The sequence below is a fragment of the Kribbella antiqua genome, from assembly GCF_004345665.1.
GTDB lineage: Bacteria > Actinomycetota > Actinomycetes > Propionibacteriales > Kribbellaceae > Kribbella > Kribbella antiqua.
The window spans coordinates 287420-311642 of the sequence record NZ_SLWR01000009.1; the positions used below are offsets into that span (position 1 = coordinate 287420).

Consider the following 24223-nt stretch of genomic DNA (forward strand, 5'->3'; position numbering starts at 1 on the left):
GATGGTTTCGGCTGCGGGTGGTTTGTGTGTTGGCGGGGTCGGGGTGGGGTCGCCTGGGTGGGTTGGGACAGGTGCTGGTGGGCTGACACAGGTACTGGGGGGCGGACACAGGAAATAACCTGTGTCGGGCCCCGGCTTCTTGTGCCAGGCCCGGCCGATCCCGGCATGCGGACGAAACCGGCCATATCGCGGGCACCAGGGCTGATTCGCCGGCTCGATAGCGGGTTGTTTGATCGATAGCGGCAAGTAAGCCGCCAGCCATCACACAACCCGCTATCGGGCCCGGCCCGACAGCCACCTCCGGTGCCGCACGACCCGGTCCGCACGCTTCACGGCCGCACCACCCGTATCCACCTCCGGCACGCGACCACTCGGGTGAGCAGCTCCGGGATAGCTGCGTCCTTCCCTGGTTCGGGTGGTGGGTGTCAAGGGTCGAAGATCGCGCAGCGACGCCGACGAAGGAGGCGCCCTTGACACCCGCCGGCCGGACTAGCACCATCACGCAGCCCGGAGCCGCGCCCTCGACCACACCTTCGCCTCGGGCGATCCGTCGTACGCCCGGAGCCGCGCCCTCGACCACACCTTCGCCTCGGGCGATCCGTCGTACGCCCGGAGCCGCGCCCTCGACCGCACCTTCGTCTCGCGCATTCCGTCGTACGCCCGGAGCAGCGCCCCGCAACCACCTTGGTCTTCGGCGACACCCCGCCATACGCCCGGAGCAGCGGCAGCCCAATCACCTTCGGATTCTGCGGCACACCGTCGTGCCGCGGGGACGTCAGAAGGTGGGGGCTGCGTGGGTGGCGGAGGGGGAGCGGGTGGGGGAGGTGATGGTCAGGGCTAGGTAGGAGAGGAGGCCGGCGGCTAGGCCTACGGCCCAGGAGTAGTCGTAGAGGGGTTTGAGGAAGGGGATGAGGCCGTCGGTGGGGAAGGGGCCGGCGCCGGGGTTGGAGTAGGCGCCACCTACGGCCAGCAGGGAGCCGAAGAGGGTGGCGACCACGGCTCGCCAGTTCCAGCCGGCGGCGTACCAGTAGCGGCGGCCGGGGAGGTAGAGGTCGGCGAGGAAGAGGTTGGTGCGGTCGATCAGCCAGTAGCCGGCGATCAGGACGCCGGCGACGGAGGCGAGCAGGCCGCCGTAGAAGGAGAGCCAGACGAAGATGTAGATCGACGGGTCGGAGATCAGCCGCCAGGGCTGGATGACGATGCCGATCACGCCGGTGAGGAGTCCCGCGGTGCGGAAGTTCAGCCAGCGGGGGAGGGCGTTGGCGAAGTCGTACGACGGGCTGACCACATTCGCGGCCACGTTGCACGACATGGTCGCCAGGATCGCCATGATCAGGCCGATGGTGACGATCACCGGGTTCTCGAACCGGCGGGTGAGTTCGACCGGGTCCCAGATCGCGGAGCCGTAGACCAGCACGGTGCCGGAGGTGGTGATGATCGAGACCAGCGCGATGAACGACATGGTCGTCGGCAGGCCGATGATCTGGCCCCAGACCTGCTGGCGCTGACCCTTCCCGAACCGGGTGAAGTCCGGCATGTTCAGCGACAGGGTCGCCCAGAACGCGATCATGCCCATCAGTGACGGCGCGAAGATCTTCCAGAAGTCGGCGTCCCAGCCGAGTTTCGACGGCTGGTCCAGGATCGGGCCGAGGCCGCCGGCCTTGACCAGGATCGCGATCATCAGCGCGAGGAAGGCGACCGTGACGAGCGGCGCGGCCCAGTTCTCGAATCGGCGCAGGCCTTCGATGCCGCGCCAGATCAGGACCATTTGGATCACCCAGAAGAACGCGAAGCTCAGCCACACCGTCCACGGGTGCCCGCCGATCGCGGACGCGTCGGTCCAACCGGAGCCGGCCAGTTCCCCGACGATCACGTAGATCGCCTGGCCGCCGATCCAGGTCTGGATGCCGAACCAGCCGCAGGCGATGAACGCGCGCAGCAAGGCCGGGAAGTTCGCGCCGCGGACGCCGTAGAAGGCGCGGGCGAAGACCGGGAACGGGATGCCGTACTTCGTCCCGGCGTGGCTGTTCAGCAGCAGCGGGATGAGGACGATGAGGTTCCCGAGGGTGATGGTGATGAACGCCTGCAGCCAGTTCATCCCGAGCGCGACCAGACCCGCGGCGAGCAGGTAGCTCGGGATGTTGTGCGCCATCCCCATCCACAAAGCGGCGTAGTTGTACGTCGTCCAGTTGCGCTCGGGCAGCCGGGTCGGCGCGAGCTCCGCGTTGGCGTACGGGCTGTTCGCGAGCGCGGCCGGGTCGGTCAGCTCGACTCGCCCGTCGGGATGGAAAGTCTGCTCAGTCGTGGCCATCGGTCCCACCACCCCATCCGGTCGAGGACAAGCACCTCGCAACAAGTTGCGTCACGAGCTCACGTCATGTCAACGGACAATTACCGAACGACCGGACAGCCCAGCAGGTCAGCTGGGGCCGAGGAGGGGGAGGGTGGGTCTGCGGGGAGTGCCGAGAGATTCGTAGCCGCGCTTGATCGCGTCCTGGAGGTGCTCGAGGGGCCAGGGCCAGTCGTCGGGGTGTTTGAGGGCGTCGTCGAGCGAAGTGCCGGCGTGGTGCAGGCCGGAGATGGTGTTGGCGACTGTGCCCAGGTCGCCGGCTTGCGTGCGTACGAACTCCGCGTCGACGACTGCGCCGTGGCCGGGGACGACCTTCGCGGTGTCCGAGAGCAGACCGATCACGCGGTCGATCGTGTCGGGCCACTCGAGCGGATAGGAGTCGTCGCCGTACGACGGTGGCGCCGACTCCTCGATGAGGTCGCCGACGAAGAACACATCCACATCCGGTACGACGACCACGGCGTCGCCGGAGGTGTGAGCGTTGCCCAGGTGCAGGAGCTCCACCCGGCGGTCGCCGAGATCGATGACCTTGGCAACGGCGAAGGTGGTGGCCGTCAGCTTCGCCGCGGTTGCCGTGTTCTCCTGCGCATAGACCTCGGCCTGGTCGAAGACGCTGTTGCCGACGACGTGGTCGAAGTGCGAGTGAGTGTTCACCACCCAGCGGACCGGCGCGTCGGTGAGCTCGCGGATGTGTGCCAGCAGCTCAGTCGCCTCCTCAACGGTCGCACGAGTGTCGATCACCAGCGCGCCGTCGGAGCCGACGACCAGGCCGACGTTGAGGTCCCATTCGTCGTACCGGCGGACCCAGCAGCGGTCCCCCAACTCGGTCCAAGGCATGCCACGACCCTACTTGCTGAGCACATCCCCTTTGAGGACCTGGTCCCGCTCGACGCCGCGGAGCAGCAGGCCGACGTTGTCGCCGGCCTTCGCGACCTGGGTGGTCTTGCGGAACATGTCGATCCCGGTCACCTGCGTCTGCAGCAGCGGCGTACCGGCGCGGCTGAGCAGCACCTGCTCGCCGACCGCGACCGTTCCCGCGATCACCCGGCCGGTGACGACGGTCCCGCGTCCGGTGATCGAGAACACGTCCTCGACCGTCAGCCCGAACGCCCCGACCGGCAACGTGTCCTGCGGCCTCTTCCCGGGAAAGGTGTTCACCGGCCGCTTCCAGAACTTCCATCCCATACACCCACGCTAACGACAGGGAAGCCCTATCCAGAGGACGGAATCGCACTTGAAGGCCGGTCGGGCGGGGCCTAATGTCACAGGAGCGACTCGCAAATGTTCCGATCGCGACACCGAAACTTTCGAAGGGCAGGACGGCGTGACGACACGACGTGCACTGGTGGTCAGGGGCGGTTGGGAAGGACATTCCCCGGTCGAGGCGACCGAGCTGTTCATCCCGTTCCTCAAGGACAACGGCTTCGACGTCACGGTGTCGGACACCACCGAGAGCTACCTCGACCTGGACGGCGTCGACCTCGTACTGCAGTGCGTCACGATGAGCCAGATTCCCGACGAGCACCTGAAGGGCCTGGACGCCGCGATCCGCAAGGGCACCGGCCTGGCCGGGTGGCACGGCGGAATCGCCGACTCGTTCCGGAACAGCGCCGACTACAACTTCATCGTCGGCGGCCAGTTCATCTCGCACCCGCACGGCTTCACCGACTACCGCGTCGACATCGTCGCCGAGCACCCGATCGTCGAGGGCATCAAGCACTTCGACGTCCACACCGAGCAGTACTACATCCACTACGACCCCACCAACACCGTCCTGGCCACCACCACCTTCGAGTCGCATCCGGACTACCCGTGGATCGAGGGCGCCACGATGCCGGCCATCTGGACCCGGACCTGGGGCGAGGGCAAGGTCTTCGTCTGCACGGTGGGCCACAAGCTGGACGACCTCGCCGTACCGGAGGTCAAGACGATCATCGAGCGGGGGCTGCTGTGGGCGAGCAAGTGACACACGTCGGCATTGTCGGTACGGGCGTCATCTCCGGGACCTACCTGGATCACCTGGCCAAGCTGCCCGGTGTCGAGGTGGTCGCGGTGGCCGACCTCGATGTCAGCCGCGCGCAGGCGATCGCCGACAAGAATCCGGCCATCCGCGCACTGACTCCGGACAGCCTGTACGCCGCGGACGACGTCGACATCGTGCTCAACCTGACCATCCCGGCCGCGCATGCGCCGGTGCACCAGGCCGCGCTCGAAGCCGGCAAGCACGTGTACGGCGAGAAGCCGCTGGCCGTGGACCGCGCCGAAGCCGAGCCACTGCTGAAATACGCCGCCGCCAACAACCTGCGAGTCGGCTGCGCACCCGACACTGTGCTCGGCACCGGCACCCAGACCGCCCGTGCAGCCATCGACCGCGGCGACATCGGCGTACCGACCGCCGCGACGGCCTCCTTCGTCACCCCGGGGCACGAGCTGTGGCACCCGGCGCCGGAGTTCTACTACCAGCCCGGCGGCGGCCCGGTCCTCGACATGGGCCCGTACTACGTCACGAGCCTGATCACCTTGCTCGGTCCAGTACGACGGGTCACGGCGCGCGCCGGGCAGTCGAAGCAAGAACGGAAGATCCACACCGGTCCGCGGGCCGGTGAGACCTTCCCCGTCCAGGTGCCGACGCACGTGACCGGCGTGCTCGAGCACGAGTCGGGTGCGCTGACCACTGTGCTGATGTCGTTCGACGTGTGGGCCGCGCGGCTGCCGCGGATCGAGGTCCACGGCACCGAGGGCAGCCTGTCGGTGCCGGACCCGAACGGCTTCGACGGCACGGTCGAGATCGCCACCGCCACGAACCGTGACTGGACGGAACTCCCGGTAGCCGGTGGGTACGCCGGAGCCGGCCGGGGTGTCGGCGTCGCGGACATGGCCCGGGCGATCCGGAACGGCGAGCCACACCGGGCCGACGGTGCCCTGGCCTTCCACGTGCTCGACGTACTGGAGTCGTTCCTGGAGGCGGCGGCGCAGGACCAGCCGGTGGACGTCGCGAGTACGGTCGAGCGTCCGGCCGCCGTACCGTTGGGGGCGTCTCCCGAGCAGGCATGACCCGTCCCACGCCGTAATACGTCGGTACCGGGCACTACGGCTCGGTAGACTGGCACTCCGAACGCTGGAGTGCCAGGGGTCGATGAGACGGCGAGAGAGGTGGTGCGCGTGCTGGACGAACGCAAGCTGGATGTTCTCCGCGCCATCGTCGAGGACTACGTCGCGACCCATGAGCCGGTCGGCTCGAAGACACTCGTCGACCGGCACAACCTCGGCGTCTCGCCGGCCACCGTGCGCAACGACATGGCCGCGCTGGAGGAGGAGGGGTACATCACCCAGCCGCACACCAGCGCCGGCCGGATCCCCACCGACGCCGGCTACCGGCTGTTCGTGGACAAGCTGAGCACGGTCAAGACGCTGTCCCCGGCCGAGAAGAAGGCGATCACCTCCTTCCTGGCCGGTGCCGTCGACCTGGATGACGTCGTACGACGGACTGTCCGGCTGCTGGCCCAGATCACGCGTCAGGTCGCGATCGTGCAGTACCCGTCGCTGAACCGGTCGCACGTGCGGCACATCGAGGTGGTCACGATGACGCCGCGGCGGCTGCTGCTCGTGCTGATCACCAGTGCCGGCCGGGTCGAGCAGCGGATCGTCGAGGCGCCGCACGACGTCGACGAGCAGCTGATCGGCGACCTGCGGTCCCGCCTGAACACCGCACTGGCCGGGCAGCGGCTGACCGAGGCGGCGACCTCGCTGGCAGCTGTTCCGGAGACCTTCCCGCCGCACGACCGGCACCTGGTGTCGGCGATCGTGACGACGCTGCTGGAGGCGTTCACCGACGAGGTCGGCGAGCAGCGGATCGCCGTCGGCGGCGCGGCCAACCTGACCCGGTACGGCGACGACTTCGAGCGGAACGTGAAGCCGGTGCTGGAGGCGCTGGAGGAGCACGTCATCCTGCTCAAGCTGCTCGGCGAGGCGACCAACCCGCAGACCCTGACGGTCCGCATCGGCCACGAGAACCCGTACGAGGAACTGGCCACCACCTCGGTGGTCGCGACCGGGTACGGGTCCAAGTCGGAGGCGCTGGCCACGCTCGGCATCGTCGGCCCGACCCACATGGACTATCCGAGCACGATGGGCGCTGTCCGCGCCGTCGCGCGCTACGTCAGCCAGATCCTGGCCGACTCCTAACAACACCAACCCCTGGTCTGGAGTATGAGCACCGATTACTACGCCGTCCTGGGCGTCAGCCGTGACGCTTCACCGGACGAGATCAAGAAGGCGTACCGCAAGCTGGCCCGCCAGTACCACCCGGACGTGAACGACTCCGAGGACGCGCACCACAAGTTCCAGGAGATCGGCCGCGCCTTCCAGGTGCTCAGCGATCCACAGAAGCGGCAGCTGCACGATCTCGGCGGCGACCCGTTCGCGACCGGCGCCGGTGCGGCGGGCGGGCCCGGTGGCTTCGGCCAGGCCTTCACCTTCACCGACATCATGGACGCCTTCTTCGGCCAGACCGGCGGGGCCACCCGCGGGCCGCGGCCGCGGACCCGGCGCGGTCAGGACGCGCTGATCCCGCTGCGGATCGACCTGGCCGAGGCGGCCTTCGGTACGACCCGCGAGCTGAAGGTCGACACCGCCGTACTGTGCCCGACCTGTTCGGGGTCCGGCGCCGAGGCGGGTTCCGAGCCGGTCACTTGCGAGATCTGCCACGGCCGTGGCGAGGTCACCCACACCCAGCGGTCCTTCCTCGGTGAGGTCCGGACGATGCGCCCGTGCCCGAACTGCCGCGGCTTCGGCACGATCATCCCGAACCCGTGTGTCGAGTGCGCCGGCGACGGCCGGGTCCGGTCCCGTCGTACCGTCACCGTGAAGATCCCCGGCGGCGTCGACACCGGTACGCGCGTGCAGCTGTCCGGCCAGGGCGAGGTCGGCCCCGGCGGCGGTCCGGCCGGCGACCTGTACGTCGAGATCGAGGTCGAGCCGCACGACATCTTCACCCGCAACGGCGACGACCTGCACTGCACGGTGACGCTGCCGATGACGGCGGCCGCGCTGGGTACGACGATCGACCTGCCGACGCTGGAGGGCGAGACGACCCCACTGGAGATCCGGCCGGGGACCCAGTCCGGTACGGCGATGACCCTGACCGCTCGGGGTGTCCCGCGGCTGCGCCACGCCGGTCGCGGCGACCTGATCATCCAGGTCATCGTCGAGACCCCGACCAAGCTCGACGACGCGCAGGCCGGCCTGCTCCGGCAGCTCGCCGAGTTCCGTGGCGAGGAGCGCCCGCAGGGTCAGGTCCAGGCCGCCCACAAGTCCGTCTTCGGCCGCCTCCGCGACGCCTTCGGCAACCACTAGCTCTCGATGGGCGTCGCTGTTTTCTTCCTCGAGGAGCTGTCCGGTGACGAGCTGACGCTGGACGGTGCCGAGGGCCGGCATGCTGCGGTCGTACGGCGGATCGGTCCAGGGGAGCGTATCCGGTTGACCGACGGACGTGGTTCGTACGCCGAGGGTCCGGTGACGGGCGCGTCGAAGAGTGGGGTGACTGTTGCCGTCGACAACCGTGGGTCGGTGCCGGCGGCGAGCCCGCGGCTGGTCGTCGTACAGGCGCTGCCGAAGGGCGAGCGGGCTGAGCTGGCGGTGGAGATGCTCACCGAGGTCGGCGCGGATGTGATCGTGCCGTGGAACGCGGAGCGGAGCCAGTTCCGCAGCAACCCGGAGCGATCCGCGAAAACTCTTGCGAAATGGCAGGCCTGGGCTTTCGAGGCGAGCAAGCAGTCCCGCCGGTCCTGGTTCGCAGTCGTTGAACCGATCGCGTCCACCTCCGAGGTTGCTCAACTGGTCGCGGGTGCCGCGCTCCCCGTCGTACTCCACGAAGAAGCCAAGACCCCGCTGGCATCTCTCGAGGTCCCGGCGTCCGGCGACATCGTCATGGTCATCGGCCCCGAAGGCGGCATCGCGCCCGCCGAACTCACCGCCTTCGACGCAGAGCCGGTGCGCCTGGGCGACACCGTCCTCCGCACCTCAACCGCCGGCGTCGCCGCCGCCTCAGCCCTCCTCGCCCGCACCCGCTGGAGCTAGCCCCGCACCGCCTTCCGCGCGCCCGGCCCGAAGCCGTAGGCGACCAGTTCGATCATCGTCGCTCCTCGCTAGACTGTTCGTTGGCAACCGAACACAACTGTACGACGAGGATCGAACACTGATGGCATCGGCTGAGACCGCGCGGGCTCGGACGCTCACGCACGTTGATCCGGTCGAGGTGTCGTTGCAGGTGGCGTTGGATGCGTTGGCTGATCCGGTTCGGCGGAGCATTTTGCGGGATCTTGCTGCGCACGACGACTGGACCCGGGCTTGCGGGACCTTCGACCTGCCGGTGACCAAGGCGACCCGGAGTCACCACTTCAGCATCCTGCGGGCGGCGGGGCTGATCGAGCAGCGCGACGAGGGCGCCCGCCGGCTCAACCGCCTTCGCCGCCCCGAATTCGACGCGGCCTTCCCGGGACTGCTCGCGGCGACCATCGACCGCCAGGCCGACTGATCCTTACAAAGCCCGAACACAAGGGCGATCGTTCTCGAATGCCGGTGGCCGACAGTGGTGTCAGTTCCGAGAACGAAGGAGTGGCGAAGATGCGCAGGTCCATGGCCTTGGGTACGTCGGTCGTCGTACTGATGAGCGGTTTGGCGGGAAGTACGACGGCCCAGGCAGCCGATCCGACGCCGAGCCCGAGCTACGCACCGATCACGTTGAGCCCGGAGGAGTCGCAGCGTTTGTGTGCCGACGTACTGCCGAAGCTGATCGCGCGGCGGGAGAAGCTCGCGACCCGGATCAGCGGTGGGGCCGACGTGAAGGGTTCGGCGGCGTGGTTGAAGGCCCGGGCCGCGAAGCAGCGGGCGAAGGGGCACGAGAAGGTCGCCGACAAGCTGGAGAAGCGGGCCGAACGCCGAGGCGCACGGCTCGAGCAGCTCGGCAAGATCAAGACCGAACTCGAGGCGTTCAAGACCAAGCACTGCCAGGTGGTGAAGTGATGCGCAGGCTGGTGGTCGTCCTGATGAGTACGGCGGCACTTGCGTTCGGCCTGACTGCTTGCGGGTCAACCGAGCAGCCCGCGGGTGGTTCGACGGCAGGGCAGTCCGGCGCGGGGAAGCGGGCTGTGTCGCCGGCCGACGAGCTGTCGGGGATCGGGTCTACCCTGGACGCCATTGATTCGGAGCTGGCGTCGGACGGCTCACCCTGAGCCCAGGAGCAGAACATGCGCGGTCTGGTGCTGGTGGTGGAGGACGAGGCCGCGATCGCCGAGGTGATCTCGCTGTACCTGCGGCGCGACGGCTTCGCCGTACAGGTCGAGTCCGATGGCGAGGCTGCGCTGGCAGCGTGGCGGAAGCTGCGGCCGGTCGCGGTGATCCTCGACATCGGCCTGCCGGGGCGGGATGGCGCGGAGATCTGCCGCACGATGCGCGCCGCCGACGACTGGACTCCGGTCCTGTTCGTCACCGCCCGGGACGACGAGGTGGACCGCCTGCTCGGCCTGGAGCTCGGCGCCGACGACTACATCACGAAACCCTTCAGTCCCCGGGAGCTCGCCCTGCGCGTGCGGACTGTGCTGCGTCGTAGTGGCGGCCTGACCACCGACGTCCTGAGCGTGGGCGAGGTCCGGGTCGACCTGAGCCGCCGGCGAGCCTGGGCGGGTGAGGCCGAGGTGGCGCTGACGTCCACGGAGTTCGACCTGCTCGCTCAGCTGTTCCGCCGGCCAGGCCGGGTGTTCGAGCGGGACGAACTCCTCAGCTCCGTCTGGGGTTACCAGAGCTCGGCCGGGACTCGCACTGTCGACGTTCACATCGCTCAGCTCCGCGCCAAGCTCGGCCCGTCCAGCCCGATCCGCACCGTTCGCGGGGTCGGCTACTCGGCTGACCAATGATGGGCGGGCGCGCGTCCTTGGCGACGCGAATTGTCCTGGTGTGCGTGGCGGTCGCCGGGATCGCGGTCCTGGTGGCAGGACTGGTGATGGCGGGCCTCGCCCGGCGGTCGGCGCAGGGCGTGCTCCAGGATTCGCTGTCCGCGCAGGCCGACGTACTGGCCAGCCAGTTGGACGAACGCGGCCTGGGTTCGCGGGCGGCCGGTCTGGGACGCACCGCCGAGGTTGTCCGCGGCCAAGGCATCGTCGTGGTGATTTTGTTGCCTCGTCGCGGTATCCAGCCCACCGACCAGGGATCCGTCGAGGCCGCGACCACCGCCGGCCTGACCCAGATCAGCAGCGGGCAAAGCATCTCTACGACAGTGGCTGTGGACGGCAAGGACTACCTCGTCGAGGCCAGGGGAGTAGGACCCAAGTCAGGCTTCGCCCTGGTCGAGCCCGTACGCATGGTGGCCGGCACCCAACGGATCCTGATACGGAACATCCTGTTCGCCTTGGGCGCCGGCCTCCTGGTCGCAGCCTTGGCCGGTGGCCTCCTTGGCCGCCTGCTCGCCCGTCCACTTCGCCGTACGGCGGATGTCGCAGCAGCGATGCGGCACGGCAGACGGGACCTGAGCGTCCCGGTCGAAGGTCCGGCCGAGGTCGCCGAAGTGGCCGAAGCGGTCAACGAGCTATCGGTCGCACTCAGGCACAGTGAGGAGCGGCAACGCGAGTTCCTGTTGTCGGTCTCGCATGAGCTCCGGACGCCATTGACCGCCGTACACGGATTCGCCGAGTCGCTCGCCGATGGCGTGGTCACCGGGCCGGAAGCTCAGCGCGCCGGTCAGGTGATCCAGCAGGAGTCGCAGCGACTTGAGCGACTTGTCAGCGACCTCCTCGACCTCGCCCGGATCGGCGCGGACCAGTTCCGGCTGGACCTGACCGCGGTGGATCTTCGGGAGACGCTCAGCGCGTGTGCGGAGGTCTGGCGGGTGCGCTGCGAGCGCCGGAGCGTTCAGCTCCGGCTCGAGTTGCCGCCCGACCCGGCGATCGCGACGACCGACCCGCGGCGGATCCGCCAAGTCCTGGACGGCCTGGCGGAGAACGCACTTCGCGTGACACCGGCCGGTTCGCAGCTGACCTTGTCCCTGGGCCAGGCCGGGCCGCAGACGGCCGCGCTCCAGGTCCGCGATGGCGGCCCGGGGCTGGATCCCGAGGACTACGCCATCGCGTTCGAGCGCGGCGTACTCCATGAGAAATACCGCGGCCGGCGACCGGTCGGGTCAGGGATCGGCCTGGCGCTCGCTTACGGTCTCGTCAGCAGACTCGGCGGCACGATCACCGCCGGGCCGGCTCCGGAAGGCGGCGCTGCCTTTACCGTGATGTTGCCGGCTACTTGGCGATGACGGTCTTCGAATCCGTGTCGGTGATCCGGCCGTCCTCGGCGGAGATCAAATAGGCCTCGATCCGCCACTGCCCCGGAGTGAGCTTGAGCGTGACGGCGAACGGCGAGAGCTTCTGGCCTTCCTTGGTGTTCGTGAAGCCCTGCTGAGTTGCCCGGGTCTTGAGGTTGACGGCTCGCCAGTTCACCGTCGCCTCGTACGCCGCGGCAATGCCTTCGACAGTGACCGGACTCTTGGTGATCTGGCCGTCCATGGGCGAGTTGATCCACACCAGGGCCTGCACGTTCGCGGCCTGGGCGCGACTGAGCGGACGGCTGGTGTCGACCTGGCCGAAGAGCATGCCGCCGGGCCGGCCCTGCTGGGTGATCTGGACCTGCTCGGACGAGTCGCCGAGGGCGCCCTGAACGGTGTAGATCAGCTGCTGGGCGGCGACATCGGCCACCGCAGGGTCCAGGCGGGTCTTCGGGAGTTGGTTGAAGTCGACCGTCACCACGCCGTTGCCGCGGGTGACGGAGTTGACCTCCGCACCGCGCCAGACCGAGTAGTAGTCGGGGTCGGGCGGCTGCTTCGACGTCATGATCCGGACCGCCTCGACCGCCGGGCGGCCCTGGACCTTGGCCCAGGTGCGGTACAGCCGGACGGTGGGCTCCCTGGTGACGCCGACCCGGTCGCCGAGCCAGTACACCGGGACGAGCGCGCCCTTCACTGCCGGCTCCGGCTTTCCGCTCGCGGACGGTACGACGGTCGGCGGCAGAGGAGTGGCGGTGGTGGGACCAGGAGTCGTCGACAGCGGCACGCCGGACGCGCTGGTCGTCGTACCCGGTCCGGCGATCTGGTCGTCGGTCGCGCTCTTGCCGTTGTCGTCGAGGACGGTGAACGCGCCGATCGCCGCGGCGGTGCCGAGCGCGGCCGCGCCGGCGGTGACGACCCACGGGCGCCGGGTCGCGGGCCGGCGCTGGGCATGCGCGCGGGCCCGGATCTCCGGCAGCGCGTCGGCCGGCTCGATCCGGTCGCCCTCCTCGGCCAGCGCCCGCCGCATCAACTCGTCGAACGGGTCGTTCGAATGGTCGTTCATAGGCTCTGCTCCAGGACCTGGCGCAGCGACTTGGTCGCGCGCGCCGCATGGCTCTTCACGGATCCCCGGCTGATGCCCATCGCCTCGGCGATCTCCGCCTCCGACAGGTCACCGTAGTACCGCAGCACCATCACGGTGCGTTGTTTCTCCGGCAGGGTGCGCATCGCCTCGATCACCCGGTCGGTCTCGGCGGTCCGCAGTACGGCGTGCTCCGCGCTCGGCTCGTCCGGGAGCGAGCGCGGGGTGTGCTTGTCGACCACCACCAGATGGCGCTGGCGGGAGCGGCAGCGGTTCACCACCGCCGTCCGCAGGTACGCGAGTGCCTGGTGCGGGTCGCGCAGCCGGTTCCAGCGGCCGTGCATCGCGACGAACGCGTCCTGCACGATCTCCTCCGCCGTACCGGTGTCACGCAGCAGCAAGGCGCCGAGCCGGACCAACGACGTGTAGTGCGCCGTGTAGACAGCCGTCAGCGCCTCGTCCGCATCCCACGAGGACTCATGTGTCACGCACTCTTCGTACACCACGGCCGGCTGACCCACAGAACGACGACGCGGAGACCACATCCCAGGTTGACAACACAGTGCTTTTGGCCTCGCTTCCGGCTCGGCGGGTCATGGAGCCGGCCCGATATGGCTGGTGACCCAGCGTGTCCGGGCGAATTACAAGTGAGCGTGTCGGTGCGGACGGCTAGCATGGGTGGGTCAACATCATCGGCATCAGGAGGAAGAGCCTGTCCAGGCCACGCAGTATCGAACCGGAGGCGCGCGCGAACGGGGCGGCCGCCACCACCACGCAGGCGTCGCACAAGATCGTCGTGCCGAACAGCATCGACATGGTGGCCCTGCTCGGAGCCCGGGACGAGTTCCTCCGCATCGTCGAGAAGGAGTTCGCCGCCGACATCATGGTCCGCGGCAACGAGATCACCCTCACCGGTGAGCCGGCCGAGCTGGCCCTGGCCGAGCGGCTGATCGACGAGCTGATCGCGGTCGTCCGGACCGGCCACGGGCTGACCGGCGACTCGGTCGAGCGCAGCATCGCGATGATCAAGGCGGCCACCGTCGAGAGCCCGCGCGACGTCCTGACCCAGAACATCCTGTCCAGCCGCGGCCGCACCATCCGGCCGAAGACGCTGAACCAGAAGCGGTACGTCGACGCGATCGACAAGAACACCATCGTCTTCGGCATCGGCCCGGCCGGTACCGGCAAGACCTACCTGGCGGTGGCCAAGGCGGTCCAGGCGCTGCAGGCCAAGGAGGTCACCCGGATCATCCTGACCCGGCCGGCCGTCGAGGCCGGTGAGCGGCTCGGCTTCCTGCCCGGCACCCTGTCGGAGAAGATCGACCCGTACCTGCGCCCGCTGTACGACGCCCTGCACGACATGCTGGACCCGGAATCGATCCCGCGGCTGATGACGGCCGGCACGATCGAGATCGCCCCGCTGGCGTACATGCGCGGCCGGACCCTGAACGACGCCTACATCATCCTGGACGAGGCGCAGAACACCTCGCCGGAGCAGATGAAGATGTTCCTCACCCGCCTCGGTTTCGGCTCCAAGATGGTCGTCACCGGCGACGTCACCCAGGTCGACCTGCCGACCGGCACCAACTCCGGTCTGCGCGTCGTCCAGGAGATCCTCGAGGGTGTCCAGGACCTGACCTTCTGCCGGCTGACCTCGCACGACGTGGTCCGGCACAAGCTGGTCGGCCGGATCGTCTCGGCGTACGAGAACTACGAAGGCAGCTCTGACGGCAAGAGATGAACGTCGAGGTCAACAACGAGTCCGGGGTCGAGATCGACGCACACGGACTGATGCGGCTGAGCCGCTTCGTGATGTCGTCGCTGCGGCTGCACCCGGAGTGTGAGCTGTCGATCAAGCTGGTCGACGAGGACACCATGGCGCGTTATCACGTCGAGTTCCTGGACCTGCCGGGTCCGACCGACGTGATGTCGTGGCCGATGGACGAGCTGCGGCCGGGTTCGTCGGACAACGGCGACGACTCCGAGCTTCCCCTCGGGCACCTTGGTGACATCGCGCTGTGCCCGACCGTCGCAGCCGCCCAGGGCGCGAAGGCCGGGCACGGCACGTGGGCGGAGCTGGAGCTGCTGACGGTGCACGGCATCCTGCACCTGCTCGGCTACGACCACGCCGAACCCGCCGAGAAGGCGGAGATGTGGGACATCCAAGGCCGGCTACTCGAAGCATGGCGAGCCCCAGCCAACAGGCTCGGACAGGAGTGACGTTGCGGTGAGCTCCCACGACCTCGTTCTGCTGGTTGTGGCTGCGGTGCTGGTCCTGCTCGCCGGGTTGTTCGCCGGTGCGGAGGCGGCGCTGTCGTCGTACTCGAAGGTGCGCGCGAACGAGCAGGTCGAGCTGGGCAACCTGCGCGCGGTGCGGCTGCGCGACCTGCTGTCGGACGCGCCGCGCTACCTGAACTCGCTGCTGCTGGTCCGGCTGATCTGCGAGATCACCGCGATCGTGCTGGTCACCCAGGCGCTGTCGGAGGTCCTCTCGGTCACCTGGGAGCACATCCTGATCACCGCCGTGGTGATGGTGCTGGTCTCGTACGTGATCATCGGCGTCGCGCCGCGCACCCTCGGCCGGCAGCACTCGGACCGGTTCGCGATCGTCTCGGCCGGTCCGGTGATGGCGCTGACGCGCGTACTCGGGCCGTTGCCGAAGGTGCTGATCATGCTCGGCAACGCGCTCACCCCGGGCAAGGGCTTCGCCGAGGGCCCATTCGCGACCGAGGCCGAGCTGCGTGCGCTGGTCGACTACGCGGAGAAGTCGGCGGTGATCGAGTCCGGCGAGCGGCAGATGATCCACTCGGTGTTCGAGCTGGGCGACACCATCGTCCGCGAGGTGATGGTGCCGCGGACCGACATGGTCTACATCGAGAAGCACAAGAAGCTGCGCCAGCTCACCTCGCTCGCGCTCCGCTCCGGGTACTCGCGGATCCCGGTGATCGGCGAGTCGCTGGACGACATCCTCGGGGTCGTCTACCTCAAGGACGTGATGCGCCGCGTCTACGACAACGCGCAGGCCGAATCGACCGAGCGGGTCGAGTCGGTGATGCGGCCGTGCATGTACATCCCGGACTCCAAGCCGGTCGACCAGCTGCTGCGCGAGATGCAGGCGGCCCGGATGCACGTCGCGATCGTCGTCGACGAGTACGGCGGAACCGCCGGCCTGGTCACTATCGAGGACATCCTGGAGGAGATCGTCGGCGAGATCACCGACGAGTACGACGAGGTGCCCGACTCGGTGCAGGAGCTGTCCGACGGGGCCTACCGGGTGTCCAGCCGGCTGCCGATCGACGAGCTGGGCGAGCTGTTCGGCGTACCGCTGGACGACGACGACGTCGACACGGTCGGCGGCCTGATGGCCAAACTCCTGGGCAAGGTGCCGATCCCCGGCGCCGAAGTGGAGATCGCTGGACTGTCGCTGACCGCGGAGCGGCCGTCCGGCCGCCGCAACCAGGTCGGTACTGTGCTGGTACGACGGGAAGAGCCCGCCGGCCAGCCGCAAGACCAGAACCACCAGCACGCCTGATCTCTCCATCGCCCTGATCGCCTAGGAGCACTTCTTGTCAGACCTCTCGGCCGAGGACGCCAAACTCGTCACCCTGGCCCGCACGGCGCGTGCCCGTACCCGGGCGGCCGAGGGCGCCGCTGTCCGCGACTCCGACGGTCGCACGTATGCCGCCTGCACGGTGGCGCTCGACACCGTCGACCTGACCGCACTGCAGCTGGCGGTCGCGATGGCGCTGTCGTCCGGGGTGAAGGGGCTGGAGGCCGCCGCGGTGGTCACCGACTCGTCCGACGTCGACGTCAACGTCGTCCGCCACTTCGCCGGCGCCGCCATCCCCGTAGTAGTTGCCCAAGGCACCGGAGAGGTCCGCGATGTCGTCCACACCTGAGGTCTTCAAGTCCGGTTTCGCTTGTTTTGTCGGGCGCCCCAACGCCGGCAAATCCACTCTCACGAACGCTCTGGTCGGCAAGAAGATCGTGATCACCTCGTCGAAACCGCAGACGACGCGGCACGCCGTACGGGGGATCGTGCACAGGCCGGACGCGCAGCTCGTGCTCGTCGACACCCCCGGGCTGCACAAGCCGCGGACCCTGCTCGGTGAGCGGCTGAACGACCTGGTCAAGACCACCTGGGCCGAGGTCGACGTGATCGCGGTCTGCCTGCCGGCCAGCGACAAGATCGGGCCGGGCGACCGGTTCCTGGTGAGCGAGGCGGCGAAGGTCGCGAAGACCCCGAAGGTCGCGCTCGCCACCAAGGCCGACCTGGTCGAACCGGACCGCATGGTCGAGCACCTCGCCGAGATCGCCGCGCTGGGGGAGTCCGCCGGCATCGAGTGGGCCTCGATCGTGCCGGTGTCGGCGACCTCCGGATTCCAGGTGGATCTGGTCGCCGACGAGCTGGTCAAGCTGCTGCCGGAGGGCTTCGCGCTCTACCCCGACGGCGACATCACCGACGAGCCCGAGGAGACCCTGGTCGCCGAGCTGATCCGCGAGGCCGCACTCGAGGGTGTCCGCGACGAGCTGCCGCACTCGATCGCCGTCACCATCGACGAGATGAACCTGCGCGAAGGTCGCCCGGACGACAAGCCGCTGCTCGACGTCTACGCGAACATCTTCCTCGAGCGCGACAGCCAGAAGGGCATCGTGATCGGCCACAAGGGCGCCCGCCTGCGCGAGGTCGGCGCCGCCGCCCGCCGCCAGATCGAGGCCCTCCTCGGTACGCCGGTCTACCTCGACCTGCACGTCAAGATCGCCAAGAACTGGCAAACCGACGCCAAGCACCTCCGCAAACTGGGCTTCTGATCCGGTGCTGACCAACCCTGTGTACGCCGCTCTGACCGGCCCGCACTCGACCATCGCGGAGGTCCGGGGCAATGCCCGTCGCTATCCGACGGCCATCGCGCCGTTTCTCGGCCTGCCCGGCAACCCGACTGATCAGGACTGGGCGGATGCGGCTGTGTTGCTCGGCCCGGGTACCAGCGCGGCCCTGATGCGCCCGGACCTGCCGATCCCCGACGCCTTCAAGCTGGACCGACAATTCGACTTGGTCCAGTTCGTCGCACCGCCGACCCTGGCCGCCGTCGACGACGAAGCGGTCGTTCTCGGGCTGGACGACGTACCCGAGATGCTGGCGCTGGTCGCGCTGACCGACCCCGGTCCGTTCCGCAGCCGCACCATCGAGCTCGGCACCTACCTCGGCATCCGCCGCGATGGCGAACTGATCGCGATGGCCGGCACCCGTTTCGCGCTGCCCACTCATACCGAGATCAGCGCAGTCTGCACCCACCCGTTGTATCAGGGCCAGGGCCTGGCCAGCCGGCTGATCCGAGTGGTGGCCGCTCACATCACGTCGACCGGCCGGACCCCGTTCCTGCACACCGGCGGCACCAACACCACCGCGATCCGCCTCTACAAGTCCCTCGGCTTCACCCTCTCCAACGAGATGATGGTGACGATCGTCGAGCCGGTCTAGGCCCTAGCTCGCTTCTGGGACGTACGGGAAGAACGCGCGAGGCTTGGCGGTGACCGACTCCTTGCCGATGCCGAGCGAGACCGGGGTGTTGGCCGCGATCGAAAACATCACGTCGGGCGCGTTGTCGGTGAGCGTCCGGCCGTTCCAGGAGCTGAAGCCGAAGCACGCCGGCGTACCGACGATGTACGGCAGCACGTTGGGCAGGAAGCGGTCGACTACGTCGGCGGCGTAGGCCCCGGGGTCCTCGGCCGTGCCGTAGGCGCTGACGACACCGGCGATCTCGCGGGTGAGCAGATCGCCGTAAGTCATCGGGTCGTCGAGAGGCCGGCCGGCGTTGAGATCGTCGCCCAGCTGCTCGTTGAACTGGGTGAACAAGGGATGGATCATCGGCAGCCCGACCCGGTTGATCGAGCGCCAGCCGCCCGCGTCGGTGGCGAGGCTGGCGACGGCCCAGACGCCGATCGGACGGGTTGTCCGCCCGGGCTCGAGGAGGTCGGTGTCGGGGATCTCGAGCACGATCGAGTAGACAGTGTGACCGGCGAAGAGGTTCTTCGCACGGTCTGGTGTCCAGGTTCCGAGGTCGATCGTCGTAGCGTCCTGGAAGGCGTGCCCGACAGCGTGCAGGACGTCGGGCTCGATCCAGAACGGGTCGCCTGCCCTGCCTGCCCAGACCCGCACTCCGGCGCTCGTGATCATGCTTTCGGTGCTGCCCGTCGCCAGTACTGTGCCGGTTGCGAACGGATCGGCTGCCGCCTCGTCGTCGAGCTGGTGGACGGTGACGGCCTGAACCCCGGACTCGTCGCGGTCGCCGAAGACGAAGCGGTACGTGCGGTCCTCGACGCTGTCGCCGGTCAGGTCGAGCTTGAACTCGTACCTGCCCTCGGGGTGGAAGCCGGGTGTCGGGATATCGCCGGCCAGCGAGTGACAGACGTTGAGGACGAGGACGGTTCCGGTCTCGCCGCGGAAGACGTACAGGTCGGTGATGTCGAGCCGGACGTCCTGCCGGGCCAGTGGTGAATCCAGGTGGTGCGACATGGTTCTTCTTTCTGCTCGGATGGTTCAGCGTTCGCTGTCGAGTGCTGCCATCGCCTGTGGTGGGTAGCGGTCGCCGGCCGCGGCTCCCGCGGGTACGGCGGCCTCGATCGCGCGGAGGTCCTCGGCGTCCAGCACCAGCTCGGCCGCGCTGAGAGCTTCGGCCAGCCGGTCGCGCCGGCGGGCGCCGACCAGCGGCACGATGTCGTTGCCCTGGGCAGCGACCCAGGCGATCGCGACCTGGGCGGTGGTCGCGTCGAGCCGCTGCGCGACGCCGGTGAGGGCGTCCACGAGGCGGAGGTTCGCCGCCAGGTTGTCGCCCTGGAACCGAGGGCTGACGGCCCGGAAGTCGGTGGCGCCGAGCCGGCGGTCGCTGGTCCAGTGGCCGCTGAGCAGGCCGCGCGACAGGACGCCGTACGCGGTCAGGCCGATGCCGAGCTCGCGGAGGGTGGGAATGATGGACTGCTCCGGTCCACGGGAGAGCAGCGAGTACTCGATCTGCAGGTCGCTGATCGGCGCCACCGCGGCGGCCCGCCTGATCGTGCCGGCTCCCGCCTCGGAGAGTCCGATGGCCCGGATGTAGCCGGCTGTCCGCAGCTCCAGCAGTGCGCCGACGGTGTCTTCGACCGGGATCTCGGGGTTGAACCGGGAGGGCCGGTAGATGTCGACGTAGTCGGTCCCCAGCCGGCGCAACGTGTACGCGAGCCGATCCAGCACCGCGGCCGGCGAGACGTCGTACCCGGCCGCCAGGAAGCTCCCGTCCGGTCCCCGCCGCGCCCCGAACTTGACGCTCAGGACGATGTCCTCGCGCCGCCGGCCCGCCAAGGCCCGGCCGATGAGCATCTCGTTGTGCCCGGATCCGTAGAAGTCGCCGGTGTCGATCAAGGTGATACCGGCGTCGATCGCCTCGTGCAGGGTCGCGATCGACTCCTGCTCGTCGGCCGGCCCGTAGAGGTCCGACATCCCGAGCGCGCCGAGCCCGATCGTCGACACCTCCAGGCCCCGACGGCCCAGCGTGCGCTTCCCGACTCTCATCGTCATTCTCCAGTGATTGGGGTCCGCACTACTGTCGGCTGAGAGGTCGCCACTTCGGATGAGTCATCTGACTCGATCGCGGCGTTTCGAGTACGGCGTCGGTAGACTCCGGGCATGCTGGTCGGGCGGCTGCGGGAGCTCGAGGTGCTCCGGGGATTCGTGGACCAGGCCGGCGGAGCGCTGCTGTTGTCGGGTGATCCCGGTGTGGGCAAGACGGCGTTGCTGGACGCCGCGCAGGAGTACGGCGAGGCGTCCGGTGCGACTGTCCTGCGAGCGGCCGGTACTGAACTCGAAGGCCAGATCAGCCATGCCGCGCTGAACCAGTTGTTGTATCCGCTCCTCGGCAAGTCGAGGAGCTGAGTACCGTGCAGCGCGACGCGCTACAGGTGGCACTCGGCTTCGGCGACGGTCCGCCGCCTGGCCGACTGCTGGTGTCCAACGCGGTCACCGTCCTGCTCCGGAAGGCCGCCGCTCGATCGTCCCTGCTGCTGATCGTCGACGACATCCAATGGATCGACCGGGCCAGCGCCGGCATTCTGAGCTTCGTCGCCAGACGGCTCTCAGGCAGCCGTACGGCGTTCCTCGCAGCGAGCCGGACGGGTGAGGAACAGGGCTTCTTCGACCGGGCCGGGTTGCGCAGGTACGACGTCGAACCGCTGGACGACGAAGCGGCCGATCGGCTCCTCACCTTCCAGTTCCCGGACCTTCGCCCGGCTGTCAGGTCGCGGCTTCTGCAGACCGCACAAGGAAACCCGCTCGCCCTGCTCGAGTTGCCCCGGGCGTTGCGCCAGTCGCAGCGTGCCGCGACCGAGCCGCTGCCGGCAGTGCTTCCACTGGGCCAGCAGTTGGGGCGGTACTTCGCGTCCCGCGTCGAGTCGTTGCCCGAGGCGACCAGGGCACTGCTCGTGTTGGCCGCGCTCGAAGGCACCGGCGAGCTGCGCACGCTCGAGGCAGCCTGCGCCGGCAGCTACGAGCTGGCCGATCTCGCGCCCGCTGAGCAGGACGGGCTGGTCCGGGTGAGCGATCACCGGCTCGCGTTCCGGCATCCGCTGATTCGGTCCGCCGTGGTCGCGGCGACGACCTCGGCCGAACGTCGGAAGGCACACAGCGCCTTGGCGGAAGCCTTCGCCGACGAGCCGGAACGCAGGGCGCTGCACCTCGGCGAGGCGACGACCGAGCCCGACGAGCAGGTGGCCGCCGTACTCGAGATCGCCGTGCGGCGTCTGTTGGTGCGGGGGGACGCTCCGTCCGCGGTAGCGCTGCTGACCCGCGCGGCCGGCCTCAGTCCGAACCCGGCTGATCGTGCTCGCCGGCTGGCGCAGGCCGCGTTGATCGGCGCCGAGGCCATGGGTGAGATGAAGAGCGCGGCCGAACTGCTCGAAGGTAGCCGGCAGGCAGTAGGGCAGGCGAGCGCATCGCTGCACTACGCCTCGGCCGCGGCGCTGGTCATGCTCACCGGCGACGGACACGTGGATACCGCGCACCGTCTGCTGTCCGGAGCCCTCGAGGCCAGTCCGCAGCGGGAGGACTCGAACGACCCAGAGGTTGTGAACGCGCTCTGGACACTGGCCTTGATTTGCTTCGTAGGCGGGCGCCGGGAGTTGTGGGAATCGCTGTACGCCGCGATGGGTCGGCTCTCGGACGGACCTCCGGCATTGCTTTCCTTGACGCTGGACATGTTCGCGGACCCGGCCCGCACCGGAGTCGCCGCTTTGCCGCGTCTGTTGACCGCGCTGGAAGCGGTCCATCATGAGCTGGATCCCGACACCGTCCAGAACGTTGCCGGCGCCGCCATGTACGCCGATCGGCTGGCCGAGGTGCGCGAACCACTCTGGCGCATCGTCCTGCAAGGCCGCGACGGCGGACCGGCGCGCAAGCACCTCGTATCGCTGTTCGACCTCTGCGTCGACGACTTCCACCGGGGCAAGTGGGATGAAGCCGGCGTACTGGCGTCGGAAGCTCTGACGGTGAGCGAGGAGCGGGCCGCCGGTTTCTTCAGCTGGTATCCGCGGTATCACCTGGCGCTGCTGGCCGCCGTACAGGGGAGGTACGACGAGTGCTTGGCGCTGGTCGACCAGGTTGTCGGCTGGGCCAGTCCCCGGGGTGTCGGAACCGCGCGGGCATTCGCACACCACGCGCTGGTGCTGGCCGATCTGGGCCGAAGTGACTTCGAGGCGGCGTACCGGCATGCGTCGGCAATCAGCCCGGCCGGGATCCTGGCCTCCCATGTCCCGCACTGCCTGTGGATGGCGATGGATCTGGTCGAGGCCGCGGTGCGGACCGGCCGGGCCGCGGAGGCGGAGCGCCATGTGATGGCCATGCACGAGGCGAGGCTGGCGGACCTGTCCCCTCGCCTGGCGATCCTGGTGGCTGGATCAGCCGGGCTGGCGGCCGCGACGGAAGCGGATGCCGGCGCGCACTTCGACGCGGCATTGAGGCTGCCGACTGTCGACCAGTGGCCGTTCGATGTCGCGCGAATCCGTCTCCTGTACGGCGAGCGGCTCCGGCGCGCTCGAGCGGTCACCGAGGCCAAGCTCCAGCTCCAGGCGGCCCTGACCGCGTTCAGGACGCTCGGGGCCGATCCGTGGATCGCGCGAGCCGAGCGAGAGCTGCGGGCGACCGGACTCGCCGCGGACTCCGGTCGACAACAGCACGCTGCCGAACTGACGCCCCAGGAGCTCGAGATCGCCCGGCTTGCCGCCTCGGGGTTGACGAACAAGGAGATCGCCGCCCAGCTGTACCTGTCACACCGAACGGTCGGTGGTCACCTCTACCGGATCTTTCCCAAGCTCGGCATCACCACCCGAGCCGCCTTGCGCGATGCCCTCGGCCCGATGACCTAGAGCGACTTCTGGTACGCGATGACTCGGGCGACGATGCGGTAGTTCAGCTGTTCGTTGATGGCGATCATGTGGGTGTTGGATTCGGCGTTCCAGGTGTCCAGCTGGGTGACGGCGGGTTCGTTGTCGCGGAGCCAGCGGAGCATGTCGGTTTTGACCAGGGCGCCGAGGCGGTGGCCGCGGTGGGCTCGGTCGACGGCGGTGTCGTGCTGCTCGGCGATGTGCGGTCGTTCGCGCTCGACCACGATCGTCGAGTGCCCGGCCAGTGCGCCGGTCGAACGCTCCCGCGCGATCACCCGGTAGATCTTCCGGTCATGCGCTTCCTGGGCCGCCTCGTACTTGCGCAGCCGGTCCGGCGTGAACACGTCGTCCTCGATGTCCAGGTCGTCCTTGGGCGCGTCGTTGATCGACGCGGTCAGCCCGACCATGCCGTCGAGCATCTCCTCCGGCACCCGCCCGGCCACCCGGACCAGCTCGTACGCCGTCGACGCCTGCGCGGCCTCGTCGTACAAGCGATCGACCACCGACCAGTCGAGGCCGGCGATGTCCTGCCGCCGGTTCACCTCGATCGCCTTCTGCTCGAACCCGTGCCTCAGCGAGAACGCGTTCGCCTTCGGCAGGTCCCAGTTGTCCGTCCCCAGCGAGGTCCGGCCCAGCTCACGAGCCAGCTCTTCGCCGTACGCGATCAGCGTCGAGCCGATCCCGCGACCGCGGTGGTCCGGATGCACCCCCGCGTCGACCCACGCGAGGTGTGTGTTGTCGTACGTCGGCGTGTGCAGCCCGAGCAGGCCGACGGCCACACCGTCCTCGTCGCGAGCCAAGAAGGCCTGACCCGGATCCCCATCCCAGCCGTGTTTCAGGTGCGCGGCATAGCCCCGCGGCGTCGGCAGCAACGCCTCCGGGCAGTCGAGCTTCGCCGCCGCGTTCATCAGACCCACGGCATCCGCACACCCGACCTCGTCGTCGGGGGACAGCCTTGTAATCTCCACGCCCTCAGGTTCCTCCCACCCACCGTTTGGCGCGAGTGATTTATCCCCGGTTGGGCACTGACCGTCCAGGGAGGAATCTTGACCGAGTCCAGAACGGGGAGAAGACTGCG

General features: G+C 68.8%; 27 protein-coding genes. 18 read left to right on the plus strand and 9 right to left on the minus strand.

Annotated elements, in window-relative coordinates; genetic code table 11:
• Positions 1 to 498 precede the first annotated feature (498 nt).
• The 4 genes from EV646_RS38960 to EV646_RS25850 form a co-directional block, all read right to left on the minus strand.
• Positions 499 to 648 carry a hypothetical protein gene (locus tag EV646_RS38960; RefSeq protein ID WP_158291017.1) on the minus strand — a complete coding sequence of 50 codons (150 nt, stop codon included), beginning with the start codon at positions 646 to 648 and terminating at the stop codon, positions 499 to 501.
• A 127-nt stretch (positions 649 to 775) separates the two neighbouring features.
• Positions 776 to 2311 (minus strand): NCS1 family nucleobase:cation symporter-1, encoded by a 1536-nt coding sequence (locus EV646_RS25840; RefSeq protein WP_132152879.1) that lies wholly within the window; start codon positions 2309 to 2311, stop codon positions 776 to 778.
• 108 nt (positions 2312 to 2419) lie between these two features.
• Positions 2420 to 3187, minus strand: a complete 768-nt coding sequence (locus EV646_RS25845) for an MBL fold metallo-hydrolase (RefSeq protein WP_132152881.1) — start codon at positions 3185 to 3187, stop codon at positions 2420 to 2422.
• A gap of 9 nt (positions 3188 to 3196) precedes the next feature.
• Positions 3197 to 3535, minus strand: a complete 339-nt coding sequence (locus EV646_RS25850; protein ID WP_132152883.1) for an EF-Tu/IF-2/RF-3 family GTPase — start codon at positions 3533 to 3535, stop codon at positions 3197 to 3199.
• Positions 3536 to 3674: 139 nt separating this feature from the next.
• On the opposite strand from EV646_RS25850, the gene EV646_RS25855 reads away from it, so the two are divergent.
• From EV646_RS25855 to EV646_RS25900, 10 genes are all read left to right on the plus strand, one after another.
• The gene (locus EV646_RS25855) at positions 3675 to 4316 is read left to right on the plus strand and encodes a ThuA domain-containing protein (RefSeq protein ID WP_241996323.1); all 642 of its coding nucleotides are present in this window, start codon (positions 3675 to 3677) and stop codon (positions 4314 to 4316) included.
• Positions 4301 to 5404, plus strand: coding sequence for a Gfo/Idh/MocA family protein (locus EV646_RS25860; RefSeq protein ID WP_132152885.1), 1104 nt, complete (start codon positions 4301 to 4303; stop codon positions 5402 to 5404). The genes EV646_RS25855 and EV646_RS25860 overlap by 16 nt, the downstream gene beginning before the upstream one ends.
• Before the next feature lie 108 nt (positions 5405 to 5512).
• Positions 5513 to 6535, plus strand: a complete 1023-nt coding sequence (gene hrcA / locus EV646_RS25865) for a heat-inducible transcriptional repressor HrcA (protein WP_132152887.1) — start codon at positions 5513 to 5515, stop codon at positions 6533 to 6535.
• Positions 6536 to 6559: 24 nt separating this feature from the next.
• Entirely contained in the window at positions 6560 to 7705 is a 1146-nt protein-coding gene (gene dnaJ / locus EV646_RS25870; RefSeq protein WP_132152889.1) for a molecular chaperone DnaJ, read from the plus strand.
• Between the two features lie 6 nt (positions 7706 to 7711).
• Positions 7712 to 8428: a 16S rRNA (uracil(1498)-N(3))-methyltransferase gene (locus EV646_RS25875; RefSeq protein ID WP_132152891.1), complete on the plus strand. Its 717-nt coding sequence runs from the start codon at positions 7712 to 7714 to the stop codon at positions 8426 to 8428.
• 121 nt (positions 8429 to 8549) lie between these two features.
• Complete coding sequence (locus EV646_RS25880; protein WP_132152893.1) at positions 8550 to 8885, plus strand: ArsR/SmtB family transcription factor; 336 nt, start codon at positions 8550 to 8552, stop codon at positions 8883 to 8885.
• 89 nt (positions 8886 to 8974) lie between these two features.
• Positions 8975 to 9373, plus strand: a complete 399-nt coding sequence (locus EV646_RS25885) for a hypothetical protein (RefSeq protein WP_132152895.1) — start codon at positions 8975 to 8977, stop codon at positions 9371 to 9373.
• Positions 9373 to 9582 carry a hypothetical protein gene (locus EV646_RS25890; protein ID WP_132152897.1) on the plus strand — a complete coding sequence of 70 codons (210 nt, stop codon included), beginning with the start codon at positions 9373 to 9375 and terminating at the stop codon, positions 9580 to 9582. Before EV646_RS25885 ends, EV646_RS25890 begins: the two co-directional genes overlap by 1 nt.
• 15 nt (positions 9583 to 9597) lie before the next feature.
• Positions 9598 to 10263: a response regulator transcription factor gene (locus EV646_RS25895; protein WP_132152899.1), complete on the plus strand. Its 666-nt coding sequence runs from the start codon at positions 9598 to 9600 to the stop codon at positions 10261 to 10263.
• Between the two features lie 44 nt (positions 10264 to 10307).
• Positions 10308 to 11645: a sensor histidine kinase gene (locus EV646_RS25900; protein WP_241996324.1), complete on the plus strand. Its 1338-nt coding sequence runs from the start codon at positions 10308 to 10310 to the stop codon at positions 11643 to 11645.
• On the opposite strand, the gene EV646_RS25905 is transcribed toward EV646_RS25900, so the two are convergent.
• Positions 11632 to 12717, minus strand: a complete 1086-nt coding sequence (locus EV646_RS25905) for a Gmad2 immunoglobulin-like domain-containing protein (protein ID WP_132152901.1) — start codon at positions 12715 to 12717, stop codon at positions 11632 to 11634. The two genes, EV646_RS25900 and EV646_RS25905, sit on opposite strands and share 14 nt — an antisense overlap.
• On the minus strand, positions 12714 to 13223 hold the full coding sequence (locus EV646_RS25910) for a SigE family RNA polymerase sigma factor (RefSeq protein ID WP_199237193.1): 510 nt from the start codon (positions 13221 to 13223) through the stop codon (positions 12714 to 12716). Before EV646_RS25910 ends, EV646_RS25905 begins: the two co-directional genes overlap by 4 nt.
• Before the next feature lie 326 nt (positions 13224 to 13549).
• Between EV646_RS25910 and EV646_RS25915 the strand changes: the two genes are divergently transcribed.
• From EV646_RS25915 to EV646_RS25940, 6 genes are read left to right on the plus strand one after another with little or no spacing between them, the layout of a single operon-like run.
• Positions 13550 to 14476 (plus strand): PhoH family protein, encoded by a 927-nt coding sequence (locus tag EV646_RS25915; protein ID WP_241996338.1) that lies wholly within the window; start codon positions 13550 to 13552, stop codon positions 14474 to 14476.
• Positions 14473 to 14955, plus strand: a complete 483-nt coding sequence (gene ybeY / locus EV646_RS25920) for an rRNA maturation RNase YbeY (protein WP_132152905.1) — start codon at positions 14473 to 14475, stop codon at positions 14953 to 14955. Before EV646_RS25915 ends, ybeY begins: the two co-directional genes overlap by 4 nt.
• Positions 14956 to 14962: 7 nt before the next feature.
• Complete coding sequence (locus EV646_RS25925; protein ID WP_132152907.1) at positions 14963 to 16267, plus strand: hemolysin family protein; 1305 nt, start codon at positions 14963 to 14965, stop codon at positions 16265 to 16267.
• Between the two features lie 34 nt (positions 16268 to 16301).
• Entirely contained in the window at positions 16302 to 16634 is a 333-nt protein-coding gene (locus EV646_RS25930; RefSeq protein ID WP_132152909.1) for a cytidine deaminase, read from the plus strand.
• Positions 16618 to 17547, plus strand: coding sequence for a GTPase Era (gene era, locus EV646_RS25935; protein ID WP_132152910.1), 930 nt, complete (start codon positions 16618 to 16620; stop codon positions 17545 to 17547). The genes EV646_RS25930 and era overlap by 17 nt, the downstream gene beginning before the upstream one ends.
• Before the next feature lie 4 nt (positions 17548 to 17551).
• On the plus strand, positions 17552 to 18217 hold the full coding sequence (locus EV646_RS25940; protein WP_132152912.1) for a GNAT family N-acetyltransferase: 666 nt from the start codon (positions 17552 to 17554) through the stop codon (positions 18215 to 18217).
• Positions 18218 to 18220: 3 nt separating this feature from the next.
• On the opposite strand, the gene EV646_RS25945 is transcribed toward EV646_RS25940, so the two are convergent.
• Positions 18221 to 19252 (minus strand): DUF4331 family protein, encoded by a 1032-nt coding sequence (locus tag EV646_RS25945; protein WP_132152914.1) that lies wholly within the window; start codon positions 19250 to 19252, stop codon positions 18221 to 18223.
• Positions 19253 to 19276: 24 nt separating this feature from the next.
• The gene (locus EV646_RS25950; protein WP_132152916.1) at positions 19277 to 20284 is read right to left on the minus strand and encodes an aldo/keto reductase; all 1008 of its coding nucleotides are present in this window, start codon (positions 20282 to 20284) and stop codon (positions 19277 to 19279) included.
• Between the two features lie 114 nt (positions 20285 to 20398).
• Here EV646_RS25950 and EV646_RS39510 point away from each other — a divergent pair, with 114 nt between their 5' ends.
• The gene (locus tag EV646_RS39510; protein ID WP_199237195.1) at positions 20399 to 20644 is read left to right on the plus strand and encodes an AAA family ATPase; all 246 of its coding nucleotides are present in this window, start codon (positions 20399 to 20401) and stop codon (positions 20642 to 20644) included.
• 5 nt (positions 20645 to 20649) lie between these two features.
• On the plus strand, positions 20650 to 23127 hold the full coding sequence (locus tag EV646_RS25955) for a LuxR C-terminal-related transcriptional regulator (RefSeq protein WP_199237196.1): 2478 nt from the start codon (positions 20650 to 20652) through the stop codon (positions 23125 to 23127).
• Here EV646_RS25955 and EV646_RS25960 read toward each other — a convergent pair.
• The gene (locus tag EV646_RS25960) at positions 23124 to 24113 is read right to left on the minus strand and encodes a GNAT family N-acetyltransferase (RefSeq protein WP_241996325.1); all 990 of its coding nucleotides are present in this window, start codon (positions 24111 to 24113) and stop codon (positions 23124 to 23126) included. The genes EV646_RS25955 and EV646_RS25960 overlap by 4 nt on opposite strands.
• Between the last annotated feature and the right edge of the window lie 110 nt (positions 24114 to 24223).